Here is an 18968-nt window from a genome sequence, read left to right as displayed (position 1 = left end):
AGATGCCTATGCCCCGATGAGGCCAGTCTAGTCACCGCAGATCAGACAGCCAGCAACCGCTCACGCAACTTGCCAATCTCATCCCGAGTCTGCGCCGCAGCTTCAAACTCCAGGTCCCGCGCCAACTGGTACATTTTCTCTTCCAACTGGCGAATCCGCTTGGTGATCTCACTCGGCGAGCGCAGTTCGTTTTCGTACTTGGCGCTTTCCTCGGCGGCCTTGGCCATGCCCTTGCGCTTCTTGCTGCGCGAGCCCGGCACGGTGGCGCCTTCCATGATGTCGGCAACGTCCTTGAACACGCCCTTGGGCGTAATGCCGTTTTCCAGGTTGAAGGCAATCTGCTTGTCGCGACGGCGTTGCGTCTCGCCAATCGCCCGCTCCATGGAACCGGTGATGCGATCCGCGTAGAGAATCGCCCGGCCATTGAGGTTACGCGCCGCACGACCGATGGTTTGGATCAGCGAGCGTTCAGAGCGCAGGAAGCCCTCCTTGTCTGCATCGAGGATTGCCACCAGCGACACTTCCGGCATGTCCAGGCCTTCGCGCAGCAGGTTGATGCCCACCAGCACATCAAAGGTGCCCAGGCGCAGGTCGCGGATGATTTCCACGCGCTCCACGGTGTCGATGTCCGAGTGCAGGTAACGCACGCGCACGCCGTGGTCGGCGAGGTAGTCGGTCAAGTCTTCGGACATGCGCTTGGTCAGCGTGGTGACCAGCACCCGCTCTTCCAGGGCCACACGTTTATGGATCTCCGACAACAGGTCATCCACCTGGGTCAGCGCCGGGCGGATTTCGATTTCCGGATCGACCAGGCCGGTGGGACGCACCAGTTGCTCGATCACACGGCCGGCATGCTCGGCCTCATAGTTGCCCGGCGTGGCCGACACAAAGATGGTCTGCGGGCTGATGGCTTCCCACTCGTCGAAGCGCATCGGCCGGTTATCCAGTGCCGACGGCAGGCGGAAGCCGTACTCCACCAGGGTTTCCTTACGCGAGCGGTCGCCCTTATACATCGCGCCCACTTGCGGCACGCTGACGTGGGACTCGTCGATCACCAGCAGTGCGTCGTCGGGCAGGTAGTCGTAGAGGGTCGGCGGCGGCGCGCCGGACTCACGGCCCGAGAGGTAGCGCGAGTAGTTTTCGATGCCGTTGCAGTAGCCCAGCTCGAGGATCATCTCCAGGTCAAAGCGCGTGCGTTGCTCCAAACGCTGGGCTTCCACCAGCTTGTTGTTGGCGCGCAGGTACTCCAGGCGCTCGGCCAGCTCGACCTTGATACCCTCGATGGCGCCCATCAGGGTTTCGCGCGGGGTCACGTAGTGGCTTTTCGGATAGAAGGTGAAGCGCGGCAGCTTGCGGATCACTTCGCCGGTCAACGGATCGAAGGCCGACAGGCTCTCGACTTCATCGTCAAACAGCTCGATGCGGATCGCCTCCAGGTCGGATTCGGCCGGGTAGATGTCGATCACATCGCCACGCACGCGGAAGGTGGCGCGGGCAAAATCCATGTCGTTGCGGGTGTACTGCAGGCTGGTCAGGCGGCGCAGCAGCTCGCGCTGGTCGAGTTTATCGCCGCGGTCGACGTGCAGCACCATCTTCAAATAGGTTTCCGGGCTGCCCAGGCCATAGATGCACGACACCGTGGTGACGATGATCGCGTCCTTGCGCTCCAGCAACGCCTTGGTCGCCGACAGCCGCATCTGCTCGATGTGGTCGTTGATCGACGCATCCTTCTCGATAAAGGTATCGGAGGACGGCACATACGCTTCGGGCTGGTAGTAGTCGTAGTAGGAAACGAAGTATTCCACCGCGTTGTTCGGGAAGAACGCCTTGAACTCGCCGTACAACTGCGCGGCCAGGGTCTTGTTCGGGGCCAGCACCAGCGTGGGGCGGTTGATCTGCGCAATCACGTTGGCGATGCTGAAGGTCTTGCCCGAACCGGTCACCCCGAGCAGCGTCTGGTGCGCCAGGCCGGCCTCGATGCCTTCGACCATCTGGCGAATGGCCTCGGGCTGGTCGCCGGCAGGTTCAAAGCGGGTGACTAGTTGGAAATCCGACATAACGTACCTCTTGAAGTCACCCCAGACTGTAAACCCGTCGGGGACGAAAAAGACCACAACCCGCGAAGTTTCAGAGCGGGTCGTAGGAAAAAACCATGATAGCTGTAGAAGTGGTGGCGAATGTGACGGGTTTCAAGGCAATCGTCCTGTCTGCCGTGGTTGATCAATGTTGCAATAAGACTAACGGTCGGCAAATAAACCGAAAAACTTGGCCGAAAAGCCGTTTCGGTTGTCGCCCTCAGCGGTGATGGCCTCTATACTAGCTCCCCGTTTGTGCACCGCTCTAGTGCATTCGGCTGGAGCGCGACACGTCCCTCCCTTCCCCCATAGAGCTGCCGCAAAATGAGCCTGTTCTCCGCTGTCGAAATGGCACCACGCGATCCAATCCTGGGCCTCAACGAAGCATTCAACGCCGATACACGAACCACCAAGGTCAACCTTGGCGTGGGCGTTTACTGCAACGAGGAGGGGAAGATTCCACTCTTGCGTGCCGTTGCCGAAGCGGAAGCCATTCGCGTGGCGCAACACGCCGCCCGTGGCTACTTGCCGATCGACGGCATCGCCGCCTACGACAAGGCCGTGCAGACCCTGCTGTTCGGCGCTGAATCGCCACTGCTGAACGCTGGCCGCGTCACCACCGTACAAGCGGTAGGCGGCACCGGCGCCCTGAAGCTGGGTGCAGACTTCCTCAAGCAATTGCTGCCAGGCGCCGTCGTTGCGATCAGCGACCCGAGCTGGGAAAACCACCGCGCCCTGTTCGAAACCGCCGGTTTCCCGGTGCAGAACTACCGCTACTACGACGCCGCCACCCACGACGTGAACCGTGCCGGCCTGCTCGAAGACCTCAACGCCCTGCCGCCCCAGTCCATCGTGGTGCTGCACGCCTGCTGCCATAACCCGACCGGCGTCGACCTGAGCCCGGCCGACTGGCAGAACGTGCTGGACGTGGTCAAGGCCAGGAACCTGGTGCCGTTCCTCGACATGGCCTATCAGGGCTTTGGCGACGGTATCCACGAAGACGCCGCCGCCGTGCGCCTGTTCGCCGAATCGGGCCTGACCTTCTTTGTCTCCAGCTCGTTCTCCAAGTCGTTCTCCCTGTACGGCGAGCGTGTGGGCGCGTTGTCCATCGTCGGTGACTCCAAGGAAGAAAGCGCGCGCATCCTGTCCCAGGTCAAGCGCGTGATCCGCACCAACTACTCCAACCCGCCAACCCATGGCGCAGCGATTGTTGCCGCGGTGCTGAACAGCCCTGAGCTGCGCGCCCAGTGGGAAGCCGAACTGGCCGAGATGCGCCTGCGCATCCGTGGCATGCGTGAGCAGATGGTTGCCGAGCTGGCCAAGGCTGCTCCGGGCCACGACTTCAGCTTCGTCGGTCGCCAACGAGGGATGTTCTCCTACTCCGGCCTGACCGTTGAGCAAGTCACCCGCCTGCGCAGCGAGTTTGGTATCTACGCGCTGGATACCGGGCGTATCTGCGTGGCGGCGTTGAACCAGTCGAACATTGCTGCGGTAACAAAGGCGATTGTTCAGGTTCTATAAGCCTGACGGCGTTATACGAAGGGAAGCCGTGGCTTCCCTTTTTTAATGCCTGTCGGAAAATACCCTGCTCCCCTAGACTGAGCACCGATTGCCCTTTTGTTGTGAGAGCCCTATGAAAAACGACGACCTGAACCTGCACGCCGACCCCGACGACCAGGAGCACTTCACCCCGCGCGCGCCGCAAGCCAAGCGCCAGAAAAGCCTGGTGCTGCAAGTGGCGTTGGGCGTGTTCCTGGGTGGCCTGGCGTTGTGGCTGGTGCAGTTGGGCGCGACCGCGATCATGGCCAAATTGGCCATGGGCACCTTCCAGTTCGGTGGCTGAATCTCGCCTCACCCTCGTAAATCCCGCCTTCTTCAACACCGCGTAAATCCAATCCGTAGCAGCTGCCGAGCGCAAGCGAGGCTGCGTCGGGCGCGCTGCCGACTCAGGACCGAGTCGCGGCCGACGCAGCCTCGCTTGCGCTCGACAGCTGCTACGAACGCCAATCACACCAAGGCCTCACCCCCGTAGCGCAAGCGAGGCTGCGTCGGGCGCGCTGCCGACTCAGGACCGAGTCGCGACCGACGCAGCCTCGCCAAGGCTCGACAGCTGCTACGAACGCCAATCACATCAAGGCCTCTGCCTCGCTTGCGCTCGACAGCTGCTACGGGTTTGCGTGGTGGTGGACAAGAAGGTATCTACGCGAGGTGCGGTAGCGACAGGATTTGCGCGGTGGCGATCTACGCCAGCGTCAAGCCTTGTTCCTCCAGCAACTTCACAAAACTGTTCAAACTCTGCGACACCGTCCCACGGCGCCAGATCAGCCAGGTATGCAGGGTGCGAAAACTGTCCGTCAGCGGCCACACGCTCACCGTGGTAAACCCCGGCATGCTTTCCAGCATGCTGCGTGGCATCAGCGCCAGGCCGGCCCCGGCGCTGACGCAGGCGAGCATGCCGTGGTAGGACTCCATCTCGAAGATCCTCCCCGGCACCGCGCCGTCTTGTGCGAACCAGCGCTCGAAATGGTGCCGGTAGGAACAGTTGGAGCGAAAGGTGTAGATGCTCTCCCCGTTCACATCCTGCCCTCGCGTGATCGGCCCGTGGTGCAACGGCGCAATCACCACCATCTCCTCCTCGAACACCGCCACGCCTTCCAGGGTGGCATGCAATACCGGCCCATCGACGAACGCCGCCGCCAGCCGTCCCGACAACACGCCCTCGATCATCGTGCCTGAAGGCCCGGTACTCAGGTCCAGCTCGACCTTGGTGTGCTTCTGGTTGTAGGCCGCGAGCAGCGCCGGGATGCGCACCGCCGCCGTGCTTTCCAGGGAGCCGAGAGCAAACGCGCCCTGGGGCTCCTCCCCCGCCACCGTCGCGCGGGCTTCCTGCACCAGGTCGAGAATACGCCGCGCATAGCCGAGGAAATTCCATCCGGCGGGCGACAGGCGCAGGCGACTCTTCTCGCGGATAAACAACTCCACGCCCAAATCCTGCTCCAGTTGCTTGATGCGCGTGGTCAGGTTCGACGGCACCCGATGAATCAACTGCGCGGCGGCGCTGATGCTGCCTTGCTCGGCAACGGCCTTGAAGATTTCCAGCTGCACCAGATCCAAGTCATTCTCCAATCGTGAACGTATTGCTCAATATTATTCAGTTTCCAGAAAACATGCATCCCCGTAGGCTGAACCCATTCCACTCATTCAGCCGGACGGTGCCATGAACGCTATTTCTCACCAGACCCACGCCCTGTCGATCAACCCCGCCACCGGCGAAACAGTCGGCAGCTACCCCTACGAAACCGCGTCGCAACTGGACGCCGCCCTCGACCGTGCCACCGCCGCCTTCCGCACCTGGCGCCGCCAGCCGGTCAGCCAGCGTGCCGAATTGCTGCTGGCCCTGGCCGGCGCCCTGCGCGATCAAGCCGAAGAAATGGCGCAGATGATCACCCTGGAAATGGGCAAGCCCATCACCCAGGCCCGCGCCGAAATCGAAAAATGCGCCCAGCTCAGCGAGTGGTATGCCGCCCACGGCCCGGCCATGCTAGCCCCGGAACCCACCCTGGTGGACAACGGCAGCGCCCACATCGAATACCGCCCGCTGGGCCCGATCCTCGCCGTGATGCCGTGGAACTTCCCGGTATGGCAAGTGCTGCGTGGCGCCGTGCCGACCCTGCTCGCCGGCAATACCTACGTGCTCAAACACGCGCCGAACGTGATGGGCAGCGCGTACATGATGAAAGCGGCGTTGCAGAAGGCCGGATTCGCTGAAGGCCTGTTCGAAGTGATCAACGTGACCCAGGACGGCGTATCCACCGCCATCGCCGACCCGCGCATCGCCGCCGTCACCCTCACCGGCAGCGTACGCGCCGGCATGGCCATCGGCTCCCAGGCCGGCGCTGCGCTGAAGAAGTGCGTGCTGGAACTGGGCGGCTCCGACCCGTTCATCGTGCTCAACGACGCCGACCTCGACGCCGCCGTGCAGGCCGCCGTCATCGGCCGCTTCCAGAACAGCGGCCAGGTCTGCGCCGCCGCCAAGCGCCTGATCATCGAAGCCGGCGTGGTGGACGCCTTCACCGCCAGGTTCGTCGAAGCCAGCCGCGCGCTGGTGATGGGCGACCCGACCTCGGCCAGCACCTACGTCGGCCCGATGGCGCGCTTCGACCTGCGCGACGAGTTGCACGGCCAGGTCCAGGCCACCCTGGAAGAAGGCGCCACCCTGCTGCTGGGCGGCCACAAAGTTGCCGGTGTCGCCAACTACTATGAGCCGACCGTACTGGCCGACGTCACCGACCAGATGACCTCGTTCAAGCAGGAACTGTTTGGCCCCGTGGCGTCGATCATCACCGCCCGCGATGCCGACCACGCCGTGGCCCTGGCCAATGACAGCGAGTTCGGCCTCACCGCCAGCCTCTTCACCACCGACCCGGCCAAGGCCCGCGACATCGCCAACCAGCTGGAAACCGGCGGGATCTTCATCAATGCGTTCAGCGTGTCCGACCCTCGGGTGGCGTTTGGCGGCGTGAAGAAGAGCGGGTTCGGGCGCGAGTTGTCGCATTTTGGCCTACGCGAATTCTGCAATGCGCAGACCGTATGGCTGGATCGCAAGTAGCAGCAGTGAACAAATGGCGTTAGCATTCTGTCCACTCGGCTTAACAGCATGTTTTTAGGGTCAGGATCGCACTGTGGAAAAGCTAAATCGCCTTCAAAGCGGAATCGAAGGGCTGGACGCTCTGCTCAAGGGAGGGCTGGTGTCTGGGGCGTCCTACATCATTCAGGGCCGCCCCGGCTCAGGTAAAACCATCCTTGCCAACCAGCTGGGGTTTCATCACGCGCGCAATGGCGGCCGAGTCCTGGTTGCCACGTTGTTGGCGGAATCCCACGACCGCCTTTTCCAGTTCCTCTCTACCCTGAGCTTTTTTGACGCCTCCCGTGTCGGCGCCGAAATCCAGTTTGTCAGCGCCTTCGACACCCTGGAAAACGAAGGCCTCGACGAAGTGGTCAAGCTGCTCAGGCGTGAGATCAGCAGGCAGAGGGCCACCGTCATGGTGGTGGACGGCTTGTTGAACGCGCGTTCCAAGGCCGACTCGCCGATCGACACGAAAAAATTCATTTCAGAACTGCAAGGGCATGCCGCCTTCGCCGGTTGCACGGTGTTGTTCCTCACCAGCTCACGCCTGGATGACGGCAGTCCCGAGCACACCATGGTCGATGGCGTGATCGAAATGGGTGAGGAACTGTTCGGCACCCGTTCCGTGCGCCGTATCCAGTTGCGCAAGACCCGCGGCAGCGGCGCGCTCACCGGCCTGCACGAGTGTGAAATCAACGACGACGGCCTGGTGGTGTACCCACGCCTGGAAAGCCTCTATGGCCGCCCGTCCGCACCCGACAGCGCCGACCTGACGCGCATCGCCAGCGGTATCGGCTCGTTGGACGGCATCCTCGGCGGCGGGCTGCACAGTTCCAGCGTGACCCTGGTCATGGGGCCGTCGGGCATTGGCAAGACCACCCTGGGCCTCAAGTTTCTCTCGGAATCGACGGCAGACGCTCCCGGCCTGCACTTCGGCTTCTACGAAAGCCCTCAGCGCCTGCGGCTCAAAGGCCAATCCCTGGGCATCGATATCCAGGAGATGGAAGACAGTGGCGCACTGACCATCGCCTGGCAGCCCACCACCGAAGGCCTGCTGGACGGGCTTGGCGCGCGATTGCTGCGCCTTGTCGAGGAAAAGGGCATCAAGCGCCTGTTCATCGACAGCTTGAGCGGCATGACCCGCGTCTCCAACAACCCGGCACGTATCACCGATTTCTACAGCGCACTGATGAACGAACTGCGCGCCAGGGGCGTCACGGTCTTCGCCACGTGGGAGATGCATGATCTGTTCGGCTCGGAGGTCACTTCCCCCGCGTCTGAACTGTCGAGCATTGCCGACAACCTCATGCTTATGCGTTTCTTCGAGATTCAGTCTGAACTTAGAAGGACGCTTTCCATTCTTAAGGTCAGAGACAGCTTTTATGACCCCTCATTATTAGAGGTGGTGATCCGTGACCAAGCCGTTGACTTAAGAAAGGTTTCAACAAATGCCCCCTCAGTTGCATCCAATTCAGCGCTGCCTGGTTCAGCTTTTTAAGTCTTTGGGTAGGTTGAATTGACATGGCCACCATCCTGGTCGTCGATGACGAGTACTTGATCGCCGATATCCTTGCCTACGCACTGGAAGATGAGGGGTTCATGGTCGTCACAGCTGGCAATGGGAAAAAGGCGCTGGAGGTGCTGGAGCGAGAACGGCCGTCGCTGATCATCACCGATTTCATGATGCCGGTGATGGACGGTGAGGAGTTCGCCGAAGCGGTCCGTGCACTGCCGGCCGTCAAGCACCTGCCGATTATCCTGATCAGCGGCGCGCAGGCCCATATCGGCATGCAGCGCTCGGACCTGTTCGATGCGGTGCTGGATAAGCCGTTCGACATCAACAAGCTCATTACCAAGGTGAAGGAACTGCTGGGGTGACCTCAACTGCGGATATGCCGGCGCACACACTGCACCAGCCCATCCAATGCCTGCGACTTCACCGGCGCGAGCACGCACACCGTATGTTCCTGCTGGCCTTCCTTCACGGTCAGGGTGTAGTGCACCTGGCCCGGATTTCCGGGCTCTGGCGTGGTGCTCTGCGGCAACTGAAAGAAGTTTGAAGCCTCGATCAGCTGCCGCAACTCTTGTTGGTCCGGCTCGGGCAACGTGTTCAACTCCACCGTACGAGGCTTGGTCAAACCCGGAAAAACCGCCGGCCCGCCGTTTTCCTTGATCGAAATTTGCATGGCTGTTCCTCACGTCAGACGTTAATGCCAACCGCTTTCCAGCCCTCCTTGACCGCCTTGTGCTCATCCTTGTTCGCGCCGTAGAGACGGCCGGCGATATCGTAGGTTATACGCGCAAAACGTAAAAACCCCGAGTTCGGCCGCAACCGCGCATCGCGCAGCGCGTCATACCAGATACGTCCTGCACGCTCCCAGGCAAACCCGCCAATCCGGGTCGCCACCTGATAGAACGCATGGTTGGGAATGCCGGAATTGATATGCACCCCGCCATTGTCCTCGTAGGTCTGGACAAAATCATCCATATGCCCTGGCTGAGGGTCCTTGCCCAGCAGCTTGTCATCGAACGCGGTGCCGGGGGCCTTCATCGAACGCAGGGCGACGCCTTTGATCTTCTTGGTGAACAACCCTTTGCCGATCAGCCAATCGGCGTCTTCGGCGGTTTGCTTCAACGCATACTGCTTGATCAGTGAGCCGAACACGTCCGAGAGTGACTCGTTCAAGGCACCGGACTGATTGAAATACATCAGCTTGGCCTCGTCCTCGGTGACGCCGTGGGCCAATTCATGGCCAATCACATCGAGGGCCACCGTGAAGCGGTTGAACAACTGCCCATCGCCATCGCCAAACACCATCTGGGTCGAGTTCCAGAACGCATTGTTATAGTTCTGGCCAAAGTGCACGGTGGCATCCAGGGCCATGCCGGCGTCGTCAATGGAGTTGCGGTCGAACACCTCTTCGAAAAAATCGAACGTGGCACCCAAGCCGTCATAGGCTTCGTCCACGGCGGCGTCGCCACTGGCGGGCTGGCCTTCACCGCGGACCAGCTTGCCCGGCAGGCTGTCGGTGCCTTCGGCGGTGTAGATCGAGCGCCGTTTGCCGGCGCCCATGACCAGGGCCATGTGGGCCGGCCCCTTGGCGGGCACTGCGACCATGCGCAGCGAACGGAACGTGCTGTCCTTGGCGCGGGTGCGCAGCGCGATGTCGCGCTGGGCCTTATCACCGTGACGCGCGATCTGGTCGAGCATATACGGCGGGATCAGGCAGAAAATCGGGTTGCGGTGGTGGCGATCACACATTAGCTGGCTCCCTGTTGGCATATGGTGTAGCTCCGGTAACCGTTTGAGGATAGCCCCCCAGGGTTAACCCGTGTCATCAATTGTCATCAATCTATGTTGCAGTCGTGTTTATCCAAGGAGGACTTACCCATGCCAGCCCGCAAAGCCAAAATCGATCTTGCGCACCGCCCACGACTCGCCGATCTGCGCCCGTTGATCGCGACCAATCCCACCTTGATGGAAGCCCGGGCGGCGACGCCCCGTGTCACCGCGGCTAAGGATCTACAGGACCGACAGGGCTACGCCGAGGACTTTCTCAGCAGCTTCGCAGTGCCCTGGCCCGCCGCCGATGAGGCATTGGCGGACGACGTCCAACCGCTGCGCCTGGACTACACGCATTTCTCGGTGACGATGTCCCGTTCCCGACGACTGGCGCTCTACGTGGGCGTCAATATCGACGGCGGGCAGCATGTGGAGATTATCCGCAGCAACGACACCTGGGCCTACGATGGGCGCCTGCCGATCAGCGCCCAGGTGGGCGAAGAGCTCTATGCCAGCAATGGCCTGGATCGCGGTCACCTGGTACGGCGCCAGGATCCTAACTGGGGCGACGCGGCAAACACCGCCAACCTCGACACCTTCCACTTCACCAACTGCTCGCCGCAGATGAGCGGGTTCAACCAGAAGACCTGGCTGGAACTGGAAGACTACGTCCTCAATAACACGCAGCGCTGGAAAGCCCGGGCAACGGTGTTCAGCGGCCCGGTGTTCGCCGACGACGACCGCCTTTACCGTGGCATCAGAATCCCCAAGGCGTTCTGGAAAGTGGTGGCCTACCTCAGCGATGACGGCAAGCCCTCCGCCAGCGCCTACATGATCGACCAAAGCCGCGAGCTGGGTCAGCTCGACCTGATGTTCGGCCAGGTCAGGACCTACCAGCGCAGCGTGATCCAGATCGAACAATTGACCGGCATCCGCTTCGCCAACCTGGCGGACTACGACGGCTTCAGCAACGAAGAGCGCGCTACGGGCACGCGAATTGAAGCGCTGATCCGCGGCCCCGAGGATATTCGTCTCTGACCGGGCGCCCTTCGGGCTGTATCGCCTCGCCCTAATCAACTACCATACCGCGCCGGTTCCCGAATGGGACTAATAGGGAATCCGAAGCGCGGTACACCGCGTCAATCGGAACTGCCCCCGCAACTGTAGATGCCGAGCCTGCTCCCCACTGCCACTGGACCGCGTCCGGGAAGGCCGGAGCGTGGCGACGACGCATCAGTCAGGAGACCTGCCGGCCCAGCACAATCACTCACCGGCGGGGTGTCCGGGAAGGACATCCTTGCCTGCCCGTTCGCCGGCGTTCGAGGGCGTATTTCCGAACCGTACCTAGCCTGTTTCCACGTACGGTCCACACGGAGATCGCCTCATGCTGCCACGCGTTACCGCCCTGATCAGCGGCCTGGGTTTCTGCGCCCTGGCCCACGCCGCGCCCACGCACTACCCGCTGACCCTGGAAAACTGCGGCAGCACCCTCACCTTCCCGCAGGCGCCCGCGCGCAGCGTGACCATCGGCCAGGCCGCCACCGAAATGCTCTATGCCCTCGGCGTGGCTGACCGCGTGGTGGGCACCTCGCTGTGGTTCAACAGCGTGTTGCCGCAGTTCAAGGCGCAGAACGACAGCATCGAGCGCCTGGCCAACAACGAGCCCAGCTTCGAAGCGGTGATCGCCAAGCGCCCGCAACTGGTGGCCGCCGAGCTGGAATGGGTGGTGGGCCCGCAAGGCGTGGTCGGCACCCGCGAGCAGTTTCACGACCTGAAGATCCCCACCTACCTGCTGCCCTCCGACTGCGAAGGCAAGGACAACCTGGTGGGCGCCGACGGCACGCGGCTGGAGCCGTTCCGTATCGAGACGATCTACAAGAGCATCCGCCAGCTGGCGCAGATTTTCGATGTGCAGGATCGCGGCCAACAGTTGAACGATGAGCTCCAGGCGCGCCTGGCCCAATCCGTGGCCACCGTGCAGAGCAAAGGCCTCAAGCAGGCCAGCGCGCTGGTGTGGTTCTCCAGCGCAGAACTGGCCAGCGACCCCTACGTGGCCGGCCACAAGGGCATTCCGGAGTTCATGCTCGAAACCCTCGGCCTGCACAACGTGGTGCAATCCGATGAAGAATGGCCCGCCGTCGGCTGGGAAACCCTCGCCAAGGCCAACCCGACCTTCCTGGTGATCGCCCGCATGGACCGTCGCCGCTATCCCGCCGACGACCATGAAAAGAAACTCGCCTTCCTGCGCAGCGACCCGGTCACGCGCAACATGGACGCGGTGAAAAACAACCGCATCATCATCCTCGACGCCCTGGCGCTGCAGGCCAGCATCCGCATGTTCGACGGCCTTGAACACCTGGCCACGGCCATCGACGGCTACGACCTGCCGCAATGATCCGGACCTTACTCGCCCTGGCGCTATTGCTGATCGCCGTGCTCGCCGGCGTGGCCATCGGCGAAACCGCCATCTCGCCCCAGGTGGTGCTGCAGGTGCTCGCCAACAAACTATGGGCGGCCGGTTACGTGCTGGACCCCATCGATGAAGGCGTGGTGTGGAACTACCGCCTCACCCGTGCCCTGGTGGCTGCCGCCTGCGGTGCGGGGCTGGCCACCTGCGGGGTGATTTTGCAGTCGTTGCTACGCAACCCGTTGGCCGATCCGTACCTGCTGGGCATCAGCGCCGGCGCTTCGACCGGCGCGGTGCTGGTGGCGCTGATGGGCGTGGGCGGCGGGCTGATTTCACTGTCGGCCGGCGCCTTTGTCGGCGCGATGGCGGCGTTTGCCCTGGTGATCCTGCTGGCGCGGGCCAGCGGTTCGTCCAGCGGCACCGGGCAGATCATCCTCGCCGGCATCGCCGGCTCGCAGCTGTTCAATGCACTTACCGCGTTCCTGATCACCAAGTCCGCCAGCTCCGAACAGGCGCGCGGCATCCTGTTCTGGCTGCTGGGCAACCTCAGCGGCGTGCGCTGGCCATCGGTGTGGCTGGCGGTGCCGGTGGCGGTCACCGGCCTGGCGGTGTGCCTGTGGCATCGTCGCGCGTTGGATGCGTTCACCTTCGGCACGGATTCGGCCGCGTCCCTGGGCATCCCGGTACGCCGCGTGCAGGTTGTGCTGGTGGGTTGCGCGGCGCTGGTGACGGCGGTGATGGTGTCGATTGTCGGCTCCATCGGCTTTGTCGGCCTGGTGATTCCCCACGCGGTGCGCCTGCTCCTCGGCACCGGGCATTCGCGCCTGCTGCCCGCCAGTGCGCTGGGCGGCGCGCTATTTTTGATAGCGGCCGATGTGTTGTCGCGCACCTTGATCAAGGGCCAGGTGATTCCGGTCGGCGTGGTGACGGCGCTGGTGGGCGCGCCGGTGTTTGCGCTGATCCTGATTGGCCGGAGGAATGCGCGATGAGCGTACTGAGTTGCACCGGCCTGGGCTTCAAGGTGCGTGAGGCGGAGTTGCTGCGCGATATCCACCTGGAGGTTCAGTTGGGTGAAACCCTGGGGATTGTCGGGCCCAACGGCTCCGGCAAATCCACCCTGCTCAAACTGCTCGCTGGCTTGCGCACGCCGGCCAGCGGCGACGTGCGCCTGGGCGGCCAACGCCTGGGCGAGCTGTCCCGCCGCGCCATCGCCCAGCAGCTGGCGGTGGTGGAGCAACAGGCCGACACCGACGACGCCATCCGCGTATTCGACGCCGTAGCACTGGGCCGTACACCGTGGCTGTCGGCGCTGAGCCCGTGGTCCGGCGACGACGACGCCATCGTGCGCCAGGCCCTGCATGATGTGGACGCCACCCACCTGAGCCACCGCGCCTGGCGCAGCCTCTCCGGCGGCGAGCGCCAGCGCGTGCACATCGCCCGCGCCCTGGCGCAACGGCCGCAGATACTGTTGCTGGACGAGCCGACCAATCACCTGGATATCCAGCATCAACTGGCGATTTTGAAAGGCGTGCAAGGTTTGCCGGTGACCACCCTCATCGCCCTGCATGACCTGAACCAGGCGCTGACCTGCGATCGCCTGGCCGTGCTGGACCGTGGGCGCCTGGTCGCGCTGGGCAAGCCGCTGGAGGTGCTGACGCCACAGCGGCTACAGGAGACCTTCGGGGTGCAGGCACATTACCTGACGGACCCGTTCGATGGGGCGCAGATACTGCGGTTGCGGTCTAACTGAACAGGACATGCCCACTCCCCCCCCTCCCACATTGGATCTACAGAGGCCTGTGCATATGTGTCGTCTGCCACACCGGGTCGGCCTCTACATCCACCACATCAAACCCCTGGCGAATCCAGAAATCAATCGCCCCTGGTAGAAACGGATGGGTATGCAGGTACACCACCTCGACCCCGTTCGCCTGCGCCATACCCTCCAGCGTGCGATATAGCTCACCCGCCAAACCAAAGCGGCGGAACGCTGGCAGGACGAACAGACGCACCACTTCAACGGTCTTGCGGCCTTGGTAATTCAGCTGGGGGAAGCGGCTGTCATAGGGCAGATAGCCGATGGCTCCGACGATCTGGCCCTCGGCACGGGCAATGAGGAATTGACCATCGCCATGTATATAGGTCGCTTCAAATCGCGCCAGATCCGTCGGCATTCCAGTTGCGCTGAGCTTTGGGAAAAGCTCGGCACGGGCCTGCAGGACGAAGATCAGCACCTCAGGAATGTCGGCCGCGTTGAAGGTCTGGATGGTGATGTGATTGCTCATAACGGTGCAACCTCAATCTGCAGAAATCAAGGCGTTTGCACGCACGCCCATGGACTTAATGGCTAAACTAGCTTTTCAAATCTACTCGGTTCCCTGGCTATCTCGACGTCGCCCCCCAACTGTCTGATTGTAAAAGCGTGGCGATGCTTTGGTAAAACCTTGGACGATGAAAACAGTCCATACTCGCTTGGGCGCTCAAACTCATAGACCACATCAATAGTGGAAATTTTATGTTCACTGGATACCCGAGACAAATGACCTTTAAGCTCCAAAAGCTCTTTTTCCTTATTCCTATTCTGGCTAACCGAATCAAAATAAAAAATAAAACACTTTTCCAACAACTCACCTTCCAAATCGACGTCAACTTCATCAGTCATCGCGTTGGCCATAGCAAAATTCAGCATCGCTCCGCCATTCACCGCGCGAGTAATCACTTTAAAAAGATTAAAGTAAATCAGTGAATCTCTGTTTTCATCAGCCACTTTATACAGGGCATCACTCAGGCCGGTATGAGCCCCATTCGTAGGGCGTGTATGGGGGTTCTTCGTATACCCCACATATTCAACCTTACTATCCAAACCCAATGCGATATTCGCCTCCTCCAAAAAATCATGTATGGAAGAAGTGACAAGATCTCCCTCGGAGTCCGCAATGGTTATATATTTTTCACTAAGACTGATTTCCGGCATGCAAAATTTTTCGCTGTGCAAGTCGTAAAACTTACAATGTATTGATCGTTTTTTCTGATATTTACCAACCCGTATGTATATTTTTGTTTTTTTTGTAATCGGATTGAATGAAGGTTTTTTATTCGTATCAAACCTAACCTTTTCGCGAGAACAGATAAAATAGATAAAACGTTTCTCCAGACTTTCCTCCACATGTTTCTTTACAGCTCTCAAATACTCAACAATTAACCTCCTTGTATCGAAATAGTCAGCAACATCATTGGGATTCACCACCAAATCGTACCAGTACTTATGGTAGGTCTGAAGTTCAACACACCACTCTTTATCAGCGTTTTTATAGGCATCGCTTGCAGCGATTGACGCGAACATTCCTCTGCTCATTCGTTCTCCTTGGGTAGCAGGCTCACTGGGGGGACCGAGCACTAGGGTTACGCCGATTTTCAGCGCCAACGCTCAAATATTACCCTCATGGATACAGTACTCCTAGATCCTATCTATCCGCCCCGAATAACACCCTTGTTTCGCATTGTGAACATGAATGTAGCTAACCTCAGGATTATCCAACATCCTCTCGATCATCGGCTCAATCACCTGCCCTTCCACGACATCTGCATCCACCATCATGCCTTCCTCGGAAAATGCCCGCAGGGACAGCAGCCGGATTCGCATCACCTCAGGCACCTGGTTAACCGCGTCATAAGCCTGCGTCGCCCCCTCGCGGATGAAAATCGCGTGCGACGCACGGTACGGCGAATGCGCCGGCTGGCTGACGTGATTGAGCAACAGCACGCTCTGCCCAACCTGAACGTCTTTCATCTCTATGCGGTCGGGAAAACCGGGGTGACGGTCGACTCGGTAACGCTTGATCCCTCGCGCGGCAAGCTCATCGTCGGGCAAACCAAACACACTGAGAAATGGACCGGGAGCAAGGCCCGTAATGCGGAAGTTCATGGTGGGCGCCTCTTAGGGTGAGCCCTATGAGACGAGCACCTGGACAGCGGTGGCTATCCGATTCTTGCGGTGATATTCACGGGCGGCTGGCTCGCTCGTAGCAAAGGTAGTCGTTCGAATCTGTGCCCACACAGGCAAACCCGGCACGCTCATACATCAGCCGGGCAGGGTTATCGGAACGTACGCTCAATCGCAACTTCAAGAAGTCATTCTGCCCAGCCGCCGCCGCGTAAGCGTCCAGCAACGTCCGACCGATCCCCTGGCGTCGGTGAGCGTCACTGACGTTGATCGTACAAAGCTCGGCAACCCCCTCCTCTGCAGTCCACAGCGAATAACCGGCAAACTGCCCGCCCAGCATCGCGATCGTCAAGCGTTCGAAGTTATCGACCCAGCACGTAAGGTGGCGCTCCAACTGGAGCCGCCAGGCGGCTTCGTGGTCGGGCTCCCAGCGGCGGATGTAGTCCTGCTCTCCCCGATAGATCGACGGCAGATCGGTCACCGTCGCCGGCCTCAACGTCAGCGCGTTCACTCACGCAACTCACACACAGCGCTGCCCTTCATACCGGAGGCATGTACGCTCACGTGGCGCACGGAAAAACCGGGCTTGTCCACGAGTTTCCTCTCTTCCCAGGCCCCACCGCTGGCGACCTGATAACCAATGGCGCCGTCCGCTTGCCAGGTCAGGCGCAACGTATACACACCGCGTTGGTCGGGGGCCCGATGGAAGAAGGTGTCGATGACCGGCCTGGCTTTGTTGAAGGTGCGCAGTTGGAACAAGCGCTGGTCGCTGTCAGCGGGCGTGTAGCTGGAAAGAAACAGGGTGTCGTCCTCGGCAGCGTCCTCGGCCGCCGCAAGAATCACCGACGGCACCCACTTTTCGCCGCGGTCCTGGTTGTCGGTGGTGACCTTGCAGGTCAACTGGCCTGTTCCGGTGACATTCTGGCGCAGAACGGTTTCATACATCCCATAGGGCACATCGAACGTCAGTGTTTTTTCGGTGACCTGGCCACAGCCTGCCAGCAGATACAGCGCCGATAGACCGATGGCTCCTTGGAGAATCTTCACGTGCTTTCCTTTGCTTGGGGGGAATGTTTGGAGAAAAGAGGGTACCCGGCCTGCTGATAAAAGATAAGGCGATTGTAGTGAATCGGTGCTTTCTGTGGGAAGCGGGCTTACTCTGCACTGGCTGGTTTTGGGGCTGCTTCGCAGCCCAACGCGAGCAAGCTCGCTCACCACAGAGGAATGGGTGAGCCTTAGAGAGGCGCCTATACAGTTATGCCTGTTCGCCATCAATGCACTGAGTGATCCACTGTCGGCTATAGGCCAACACCCCATCCGCCATCGCCACCGGAAAATGAATAAACCCATGGGCCGACTCCGGCAACAGGTGTGCTTCAGCGTGGGGCCACCGCTCGGCAATCAGCAGCGTGTCATCCTTAAGCGGGTCCAACTCCCCCACAAACATCAACGCCGGGGGCAGCCCTTCAAAGTCGCCATACAACGGCGACAACGGCGGCTGTCGGCGCTCATCATCACTCAGCCCCGGCGTGAGCATGCGCAACGCTTCCACCATCCCCGGCCCGTCCAGCAGCAACGTTTCAGGCCCGGCCGCGCGTACGCTCGGTGTACCGCTCAGGTCATAAACGCCGTAATACAGCACCGCGCCGCTTATGCGCTTAAGCAGTTCCGGCCATTGCTTGAGGGCCAGCAATGTCGCCGCCGCCAGATGCCCACCGGCCGACTCACCGACGACGATCACCGGCAGCCCGGCAAATTCATCATCCGTGAGCAGCCAACGTGCGGCGTTCAGGCAGTCTTCCATCAAGCCTTCAACCGGCGTATCCACCGCCAACCGATAATCCACCGACACCACCGCCACGTCGCACGCCTGCAGCATGCCCAGGTTGAGGTCGTCATCCATCTGCGCATTGCCGATCACCCAGCCGCCGCCGTGGATATCCAGCACTACGCCCTTGGGCTTGCCGCTTGGCCGCAGGATGCGCACCGGGACGTTGTCGACAACCCTGCTTTCAGCCGGTGTGGCGCGCTTGAGCGTTTGACTGACGCGCAACAGCGCCTGGATCAAACGCGGCGTAACGCGATTGCGGATCTTGAAGCGCGGCAGCCAGGCGAGCTTCTGATTGAAGCGGCGCATCTGGGCCAGTTCCGCCTCGTTGGCGGGCCACGGTTGGTGAGCCATCAGCGGTTATTACGCAGGATCGAGAAATTCAGCGCCGCCGCCACACACAGCCACGCCAGGTACGGGAACAGGATCAGGCCGGTGATCAGGTCCAGGCGCACGGCCAGTACCACCATCGCCGCCACGGTGATCCACAGCAACACGATGATCACCATCCCGGCCAGCAGGCGATGCGCGCCGAAAAATACCGGCGTCCACAGGGTATTCAGGGCAATTTGCGCAGCCCACAGCGCCAGCACCATTTGACTGCCGGGGATCAGGCTCAAGCGATAGCCGGCCCAGGCCAGCAGCAGGTAGATGATCGTCCAGGCCACCGGAAACAGCCAATTGGGTGGGGTGAAGCTGGGTTTGATGAGGGATTCATACCAGGCGCCGGGTTTGAAAATGACGCCGGTACTGGCGGCGGCGGCGCAGGCAAGCAGGAAGATAAAGAAGGTCATCGTCTGTCCTT

20 protein-coding genes and 1 riboswitch are annotated in these 18968 nt (G+C 61.1%); of the genes, 9 read left to right on the top strand and 11 right to left on the bottom strand.

Annotation, left to right across the window (positions count from 1 at the left end):
- Positions 1-41: 41 nt before the first annotated feature.
- Positions 42-2057, bottom strand: coding sequence for an excinuclease ABC subunit UvrB (gene uvrB / locus V3W40_RS30420; protein ID WP_065925083.1), 2016 nt, complete (start codon positions 2055-2057; stop codon positions 42-44).
- A 342-nt stretch (positions 2058-2399) separates the two neighbouring features.
- On the opposite strand from uvrB, the gene V3W40_RS30415 reads away from it, so the two are divergent.
- Both V3W40_RS30415 and V3W40_RS30410 read left to right on the top strand, forming a co-directional pair.
- A complete protein-coding gene (locus tag V3W40_RS30415; RefSeq protein ID WP_065925082.1) occupies positions 2400-3596 on the top strand; it encodes an amino acid aminotransferase in 1197 nt (398 codons plus the stop codon).
- 112 nt (positions 3597-3708) lie between these two features.
- Positions 3709-3918 (top strand): hypothetical protein, encoded by a 210-nt coding sequence (locus tag V3W40_RS30410; RefSeq protein ID WP_074847327.1) that lies wholly within the window; start codon positions 3709-3711, stop codon positions 3916-3918.
- A gap of 398 nt (positions 3919-4316) precedes the next feature.
- Here V3W40_RS30410 and ptrR read toward each other — a convergent pair whose 3' ends face one another.
- Positions 4317-5189, bottom strand: coding sequence for a putrescine utilization regulator PtrR (ptrR, locus tag V3W40_RS30405; RefSeq protein ID WP_074847328.1), 873 nt, complete (start codon positions 5187-5189; stop codon positions 4317-4319).
- Positions 5190-5292: 103 nt separating this feature from the next.
- Between ptrR and V3W40_RS30400 the strand changes: the two genes are divergently transcribed.
- The 3 genes from V3W40_RS30400 (at position 5293) to V3W40_RS30390 (ending at position 8580) form a co-directional block, all read left to right on the top strand.
- The gene (locus V3W40_RS30400; protein WP_330216263.1) at positions 5293-6684 is read left to right on the top strand and encodes an aldehyde dehydrogenase family protein; all 1392 of its coding nucleotides are present in this window, start codon (positions 5293-5295) and stop codon (positions 6682-6684) included.
- 73 nt (positions 6685-6757) lie between these two features.
- Entirely contained in the window at positions 6758-8200 is a 1443-nt protein-coding gene (locus tag V3W40_RS30395; RefSeq protein WP_330216262.1) for an ATPase domain-containing protein, read from the top strand.
- A 23-nt stretch (positions 8201-8223) separates the two neighbouring features.
- Positions 8224-8580 carry a response regulator gene (locus V3W40_RS30390; RefSeq protein ID WP_027604054.1) on the top strand — a complete coding sequence of 119 codons (357 nt, stop codon included), beginning with the start codon at positions 8224-8226 and terminating at the stop codon, positions 8578-8580.
- Positions 8581-8582: 2 nt separating this feature from the next.
- Here the strand turns inward: V3W40_RS30390 and V3W40_RS30385 are convergent, their stop codons facing one another.
- Both V3W40_RS30385 and V3W40_RS30380 read right to left on the bottom strand, forming a co-directional pair.
- Entirely contained in the window at positions 8583-8888 is a 306-nt protein-coding gene (locus V3W40_RS30385) for a protealysin inhibitor emfourin (RefSeq protein WP_330216261.1), read from the bottom strand.
- 14 nt (positions 8889-8902) lie between these two features.
- Positions 8903-9964 carry a M4 family metallopeptidase gene (locus V3W40_RS30380; protein ID WP_065925078.1) on the bottom strand — a complete coding sequence of 354 codons (1062 nt, stop codon included), beginning with the start codon at positions 9962-9964 and terminating at the stop codon, positions 8903-8905.
- Positions 9965-10093: 129 nt separating this feature from the next.
- On the opposite strand from V3W40_RS30380, the gene V3W40_RS30375 reads away from it, so the two are divergent.
- From V3W40_RS30375 to V3W40_RS30360, 4 genes are all read left to right on the top strand, one after another.
- A complete protein-coding gene (locus V3W40_RS30375) occupies positions 10094-11023 on the top strand; it encodes a DNA/RNA non-specific endonuclease (protein ID WP_330216260.1) in 930 nt (309 codons plus the stop codon).
- Positions 11024-11059: 36 nt separating this feature from the next.
- Positions 11060-11253, top strand: a riboswitch (cobalamin riboswitch).
- A 116-nt stretch (positions 11254-11369) separates the two neighbouring features.
- Positions 11370-12380, top strand: a complete 1011-nt coding sequence (locus V3W40_RS30370; RefSeq protein ID WP_065925076.1) for an ABC transporter substrate-binding protein — start codon at positions 11370-11372, stop codon at positions 12378-12380.
- Entirely contained in the window at positions 12377-13381 is a 1005-nt protein-coding gene (locus tag V3W40_RS30365; protein ID WP_330216259.1) for a FecCD family ABC transporter permease, read from the top strand. The genes V3W40_RS30370 and V3W40_RS30365 overlap by 4 nt, the downstream gene beginning before the upstream one ends.
- The gene (locus V3W40_RS30360; protein WP_330216258.1) at positions 13378-14142 is read left to right on the top strand and encodes an ABC transporter ATP-binding protein; all 765 of its coding nucleotides are present in this window, start codon (positions 13378-13380) and stop codon (positions 14140-14142) included. Before V3W40_RS30365 ends, V3W40_RS30360 begins: the two co-directional genes overlap by 4 nt.
- Before the next feature lie 37 nt (positions 14143-14179).
- Here the strand turns inward: V3W40_RS30360 and V3W40_RS30355 are convergent, their stop codons facing one another.
- The 7 genes from V3W40_RS30355 to tspO form a co-directional block, all read right to left on the bottom strand.
- On the bottom strand, positions 14180-14677 hold the full coding sequence (locus V3W40_RS30355; protein WP_074847330.1) for a GNAT family N-acetyltransferase: 498 nt from the start codon (positions 14675-14677) through the stop codon (positions 14180-14182).
- A 62-nt stretch (positions 14678-14739) separates the two neighbouring features.
- Entirely contained in the window at positions 14740-15747 is a 1008-nt protein-coding gene (locus tag V3W40_RS30350) for a hypothetical protein (protein ID WP_330216257.1), read from the bottom strand.
- A 102-nt stretch (positions 15748-15849) separates the two neighbouring features.
- Positions 15850-16317, bottom strand: coding sequence for a DUF1203 domain-containing protein (locus tag V3W40_RS30345; protein ID WP_330216256.1), 468 nt, complete (start codon positions 16315-16317; stop codon positions 15850-15852).
- Between the two features lie 76 nt (positions 16318-16393).
- Positions 16394-16846, bottom strand: coding sequence for a GNAT family N-acetyltransferase (locus tag V3W40_RS30340; protein ID WP_330216255.1), 453 nt, complete (start codon positions 16844-16846; stop codon positions 16394-16396).
- Positions 16843-17382 (bottom strand): hypothetical protein, encoded by a 540-nt coding sequence (locus V3W40_RS30335; RefSeq protein WP_330216254.1) that lies wholly within the window; start codon positions 17380-17382, stop codon positions 16843-16845. The genes V3W40_RS30340 and V3W40_RS30335 overlap by 4 nt, the downstream gene beginning before the upstream one ends.
- 208 nt (positions 17383-17590) lie before the next feature.
- Positions 17591-18517 (bottom strand): alpha/beta hydrolase fold domain-containing protein, encoded by a 927-nt coding sequence (locus V3W40_RS30330; protein WP_330216253.1) that lies wholly within the window; start codon positions 18515-18517, stop codon positions 17591-17593.
- Positions 18517-18957, bottom strand: a complete 441-nt coding sequence (gene tspO, locus V3W40_RS30325; protein ID WP_330216252.1) for a tryptophan-rich sensory protein TspO — start codon at positions 18955-18957, stop codon at positions 18517-18519. The genes V3W40_RS30330 and tspO overlap by 1 nt, the downstream gene beginning before the upstream one ends.
- Between the last annotated feature and the right edge of the window lie 11 nt (positions 18958-18968).

It is taken from the genome of Pseudomonas sp. AM8, from assembly GCF_036346475.1.
Classification (GTDB): domain Bacteria; phylum Pseudomonadota; class Gammaproteobacteria; order Pseudomonadales; family Pseudomonadaceae; genus Aquipseudomonas; species Aquipseudomonas marginalis.
This window is presented reverse-complemented; position numbering and strand designations above follow the sequence as displayed.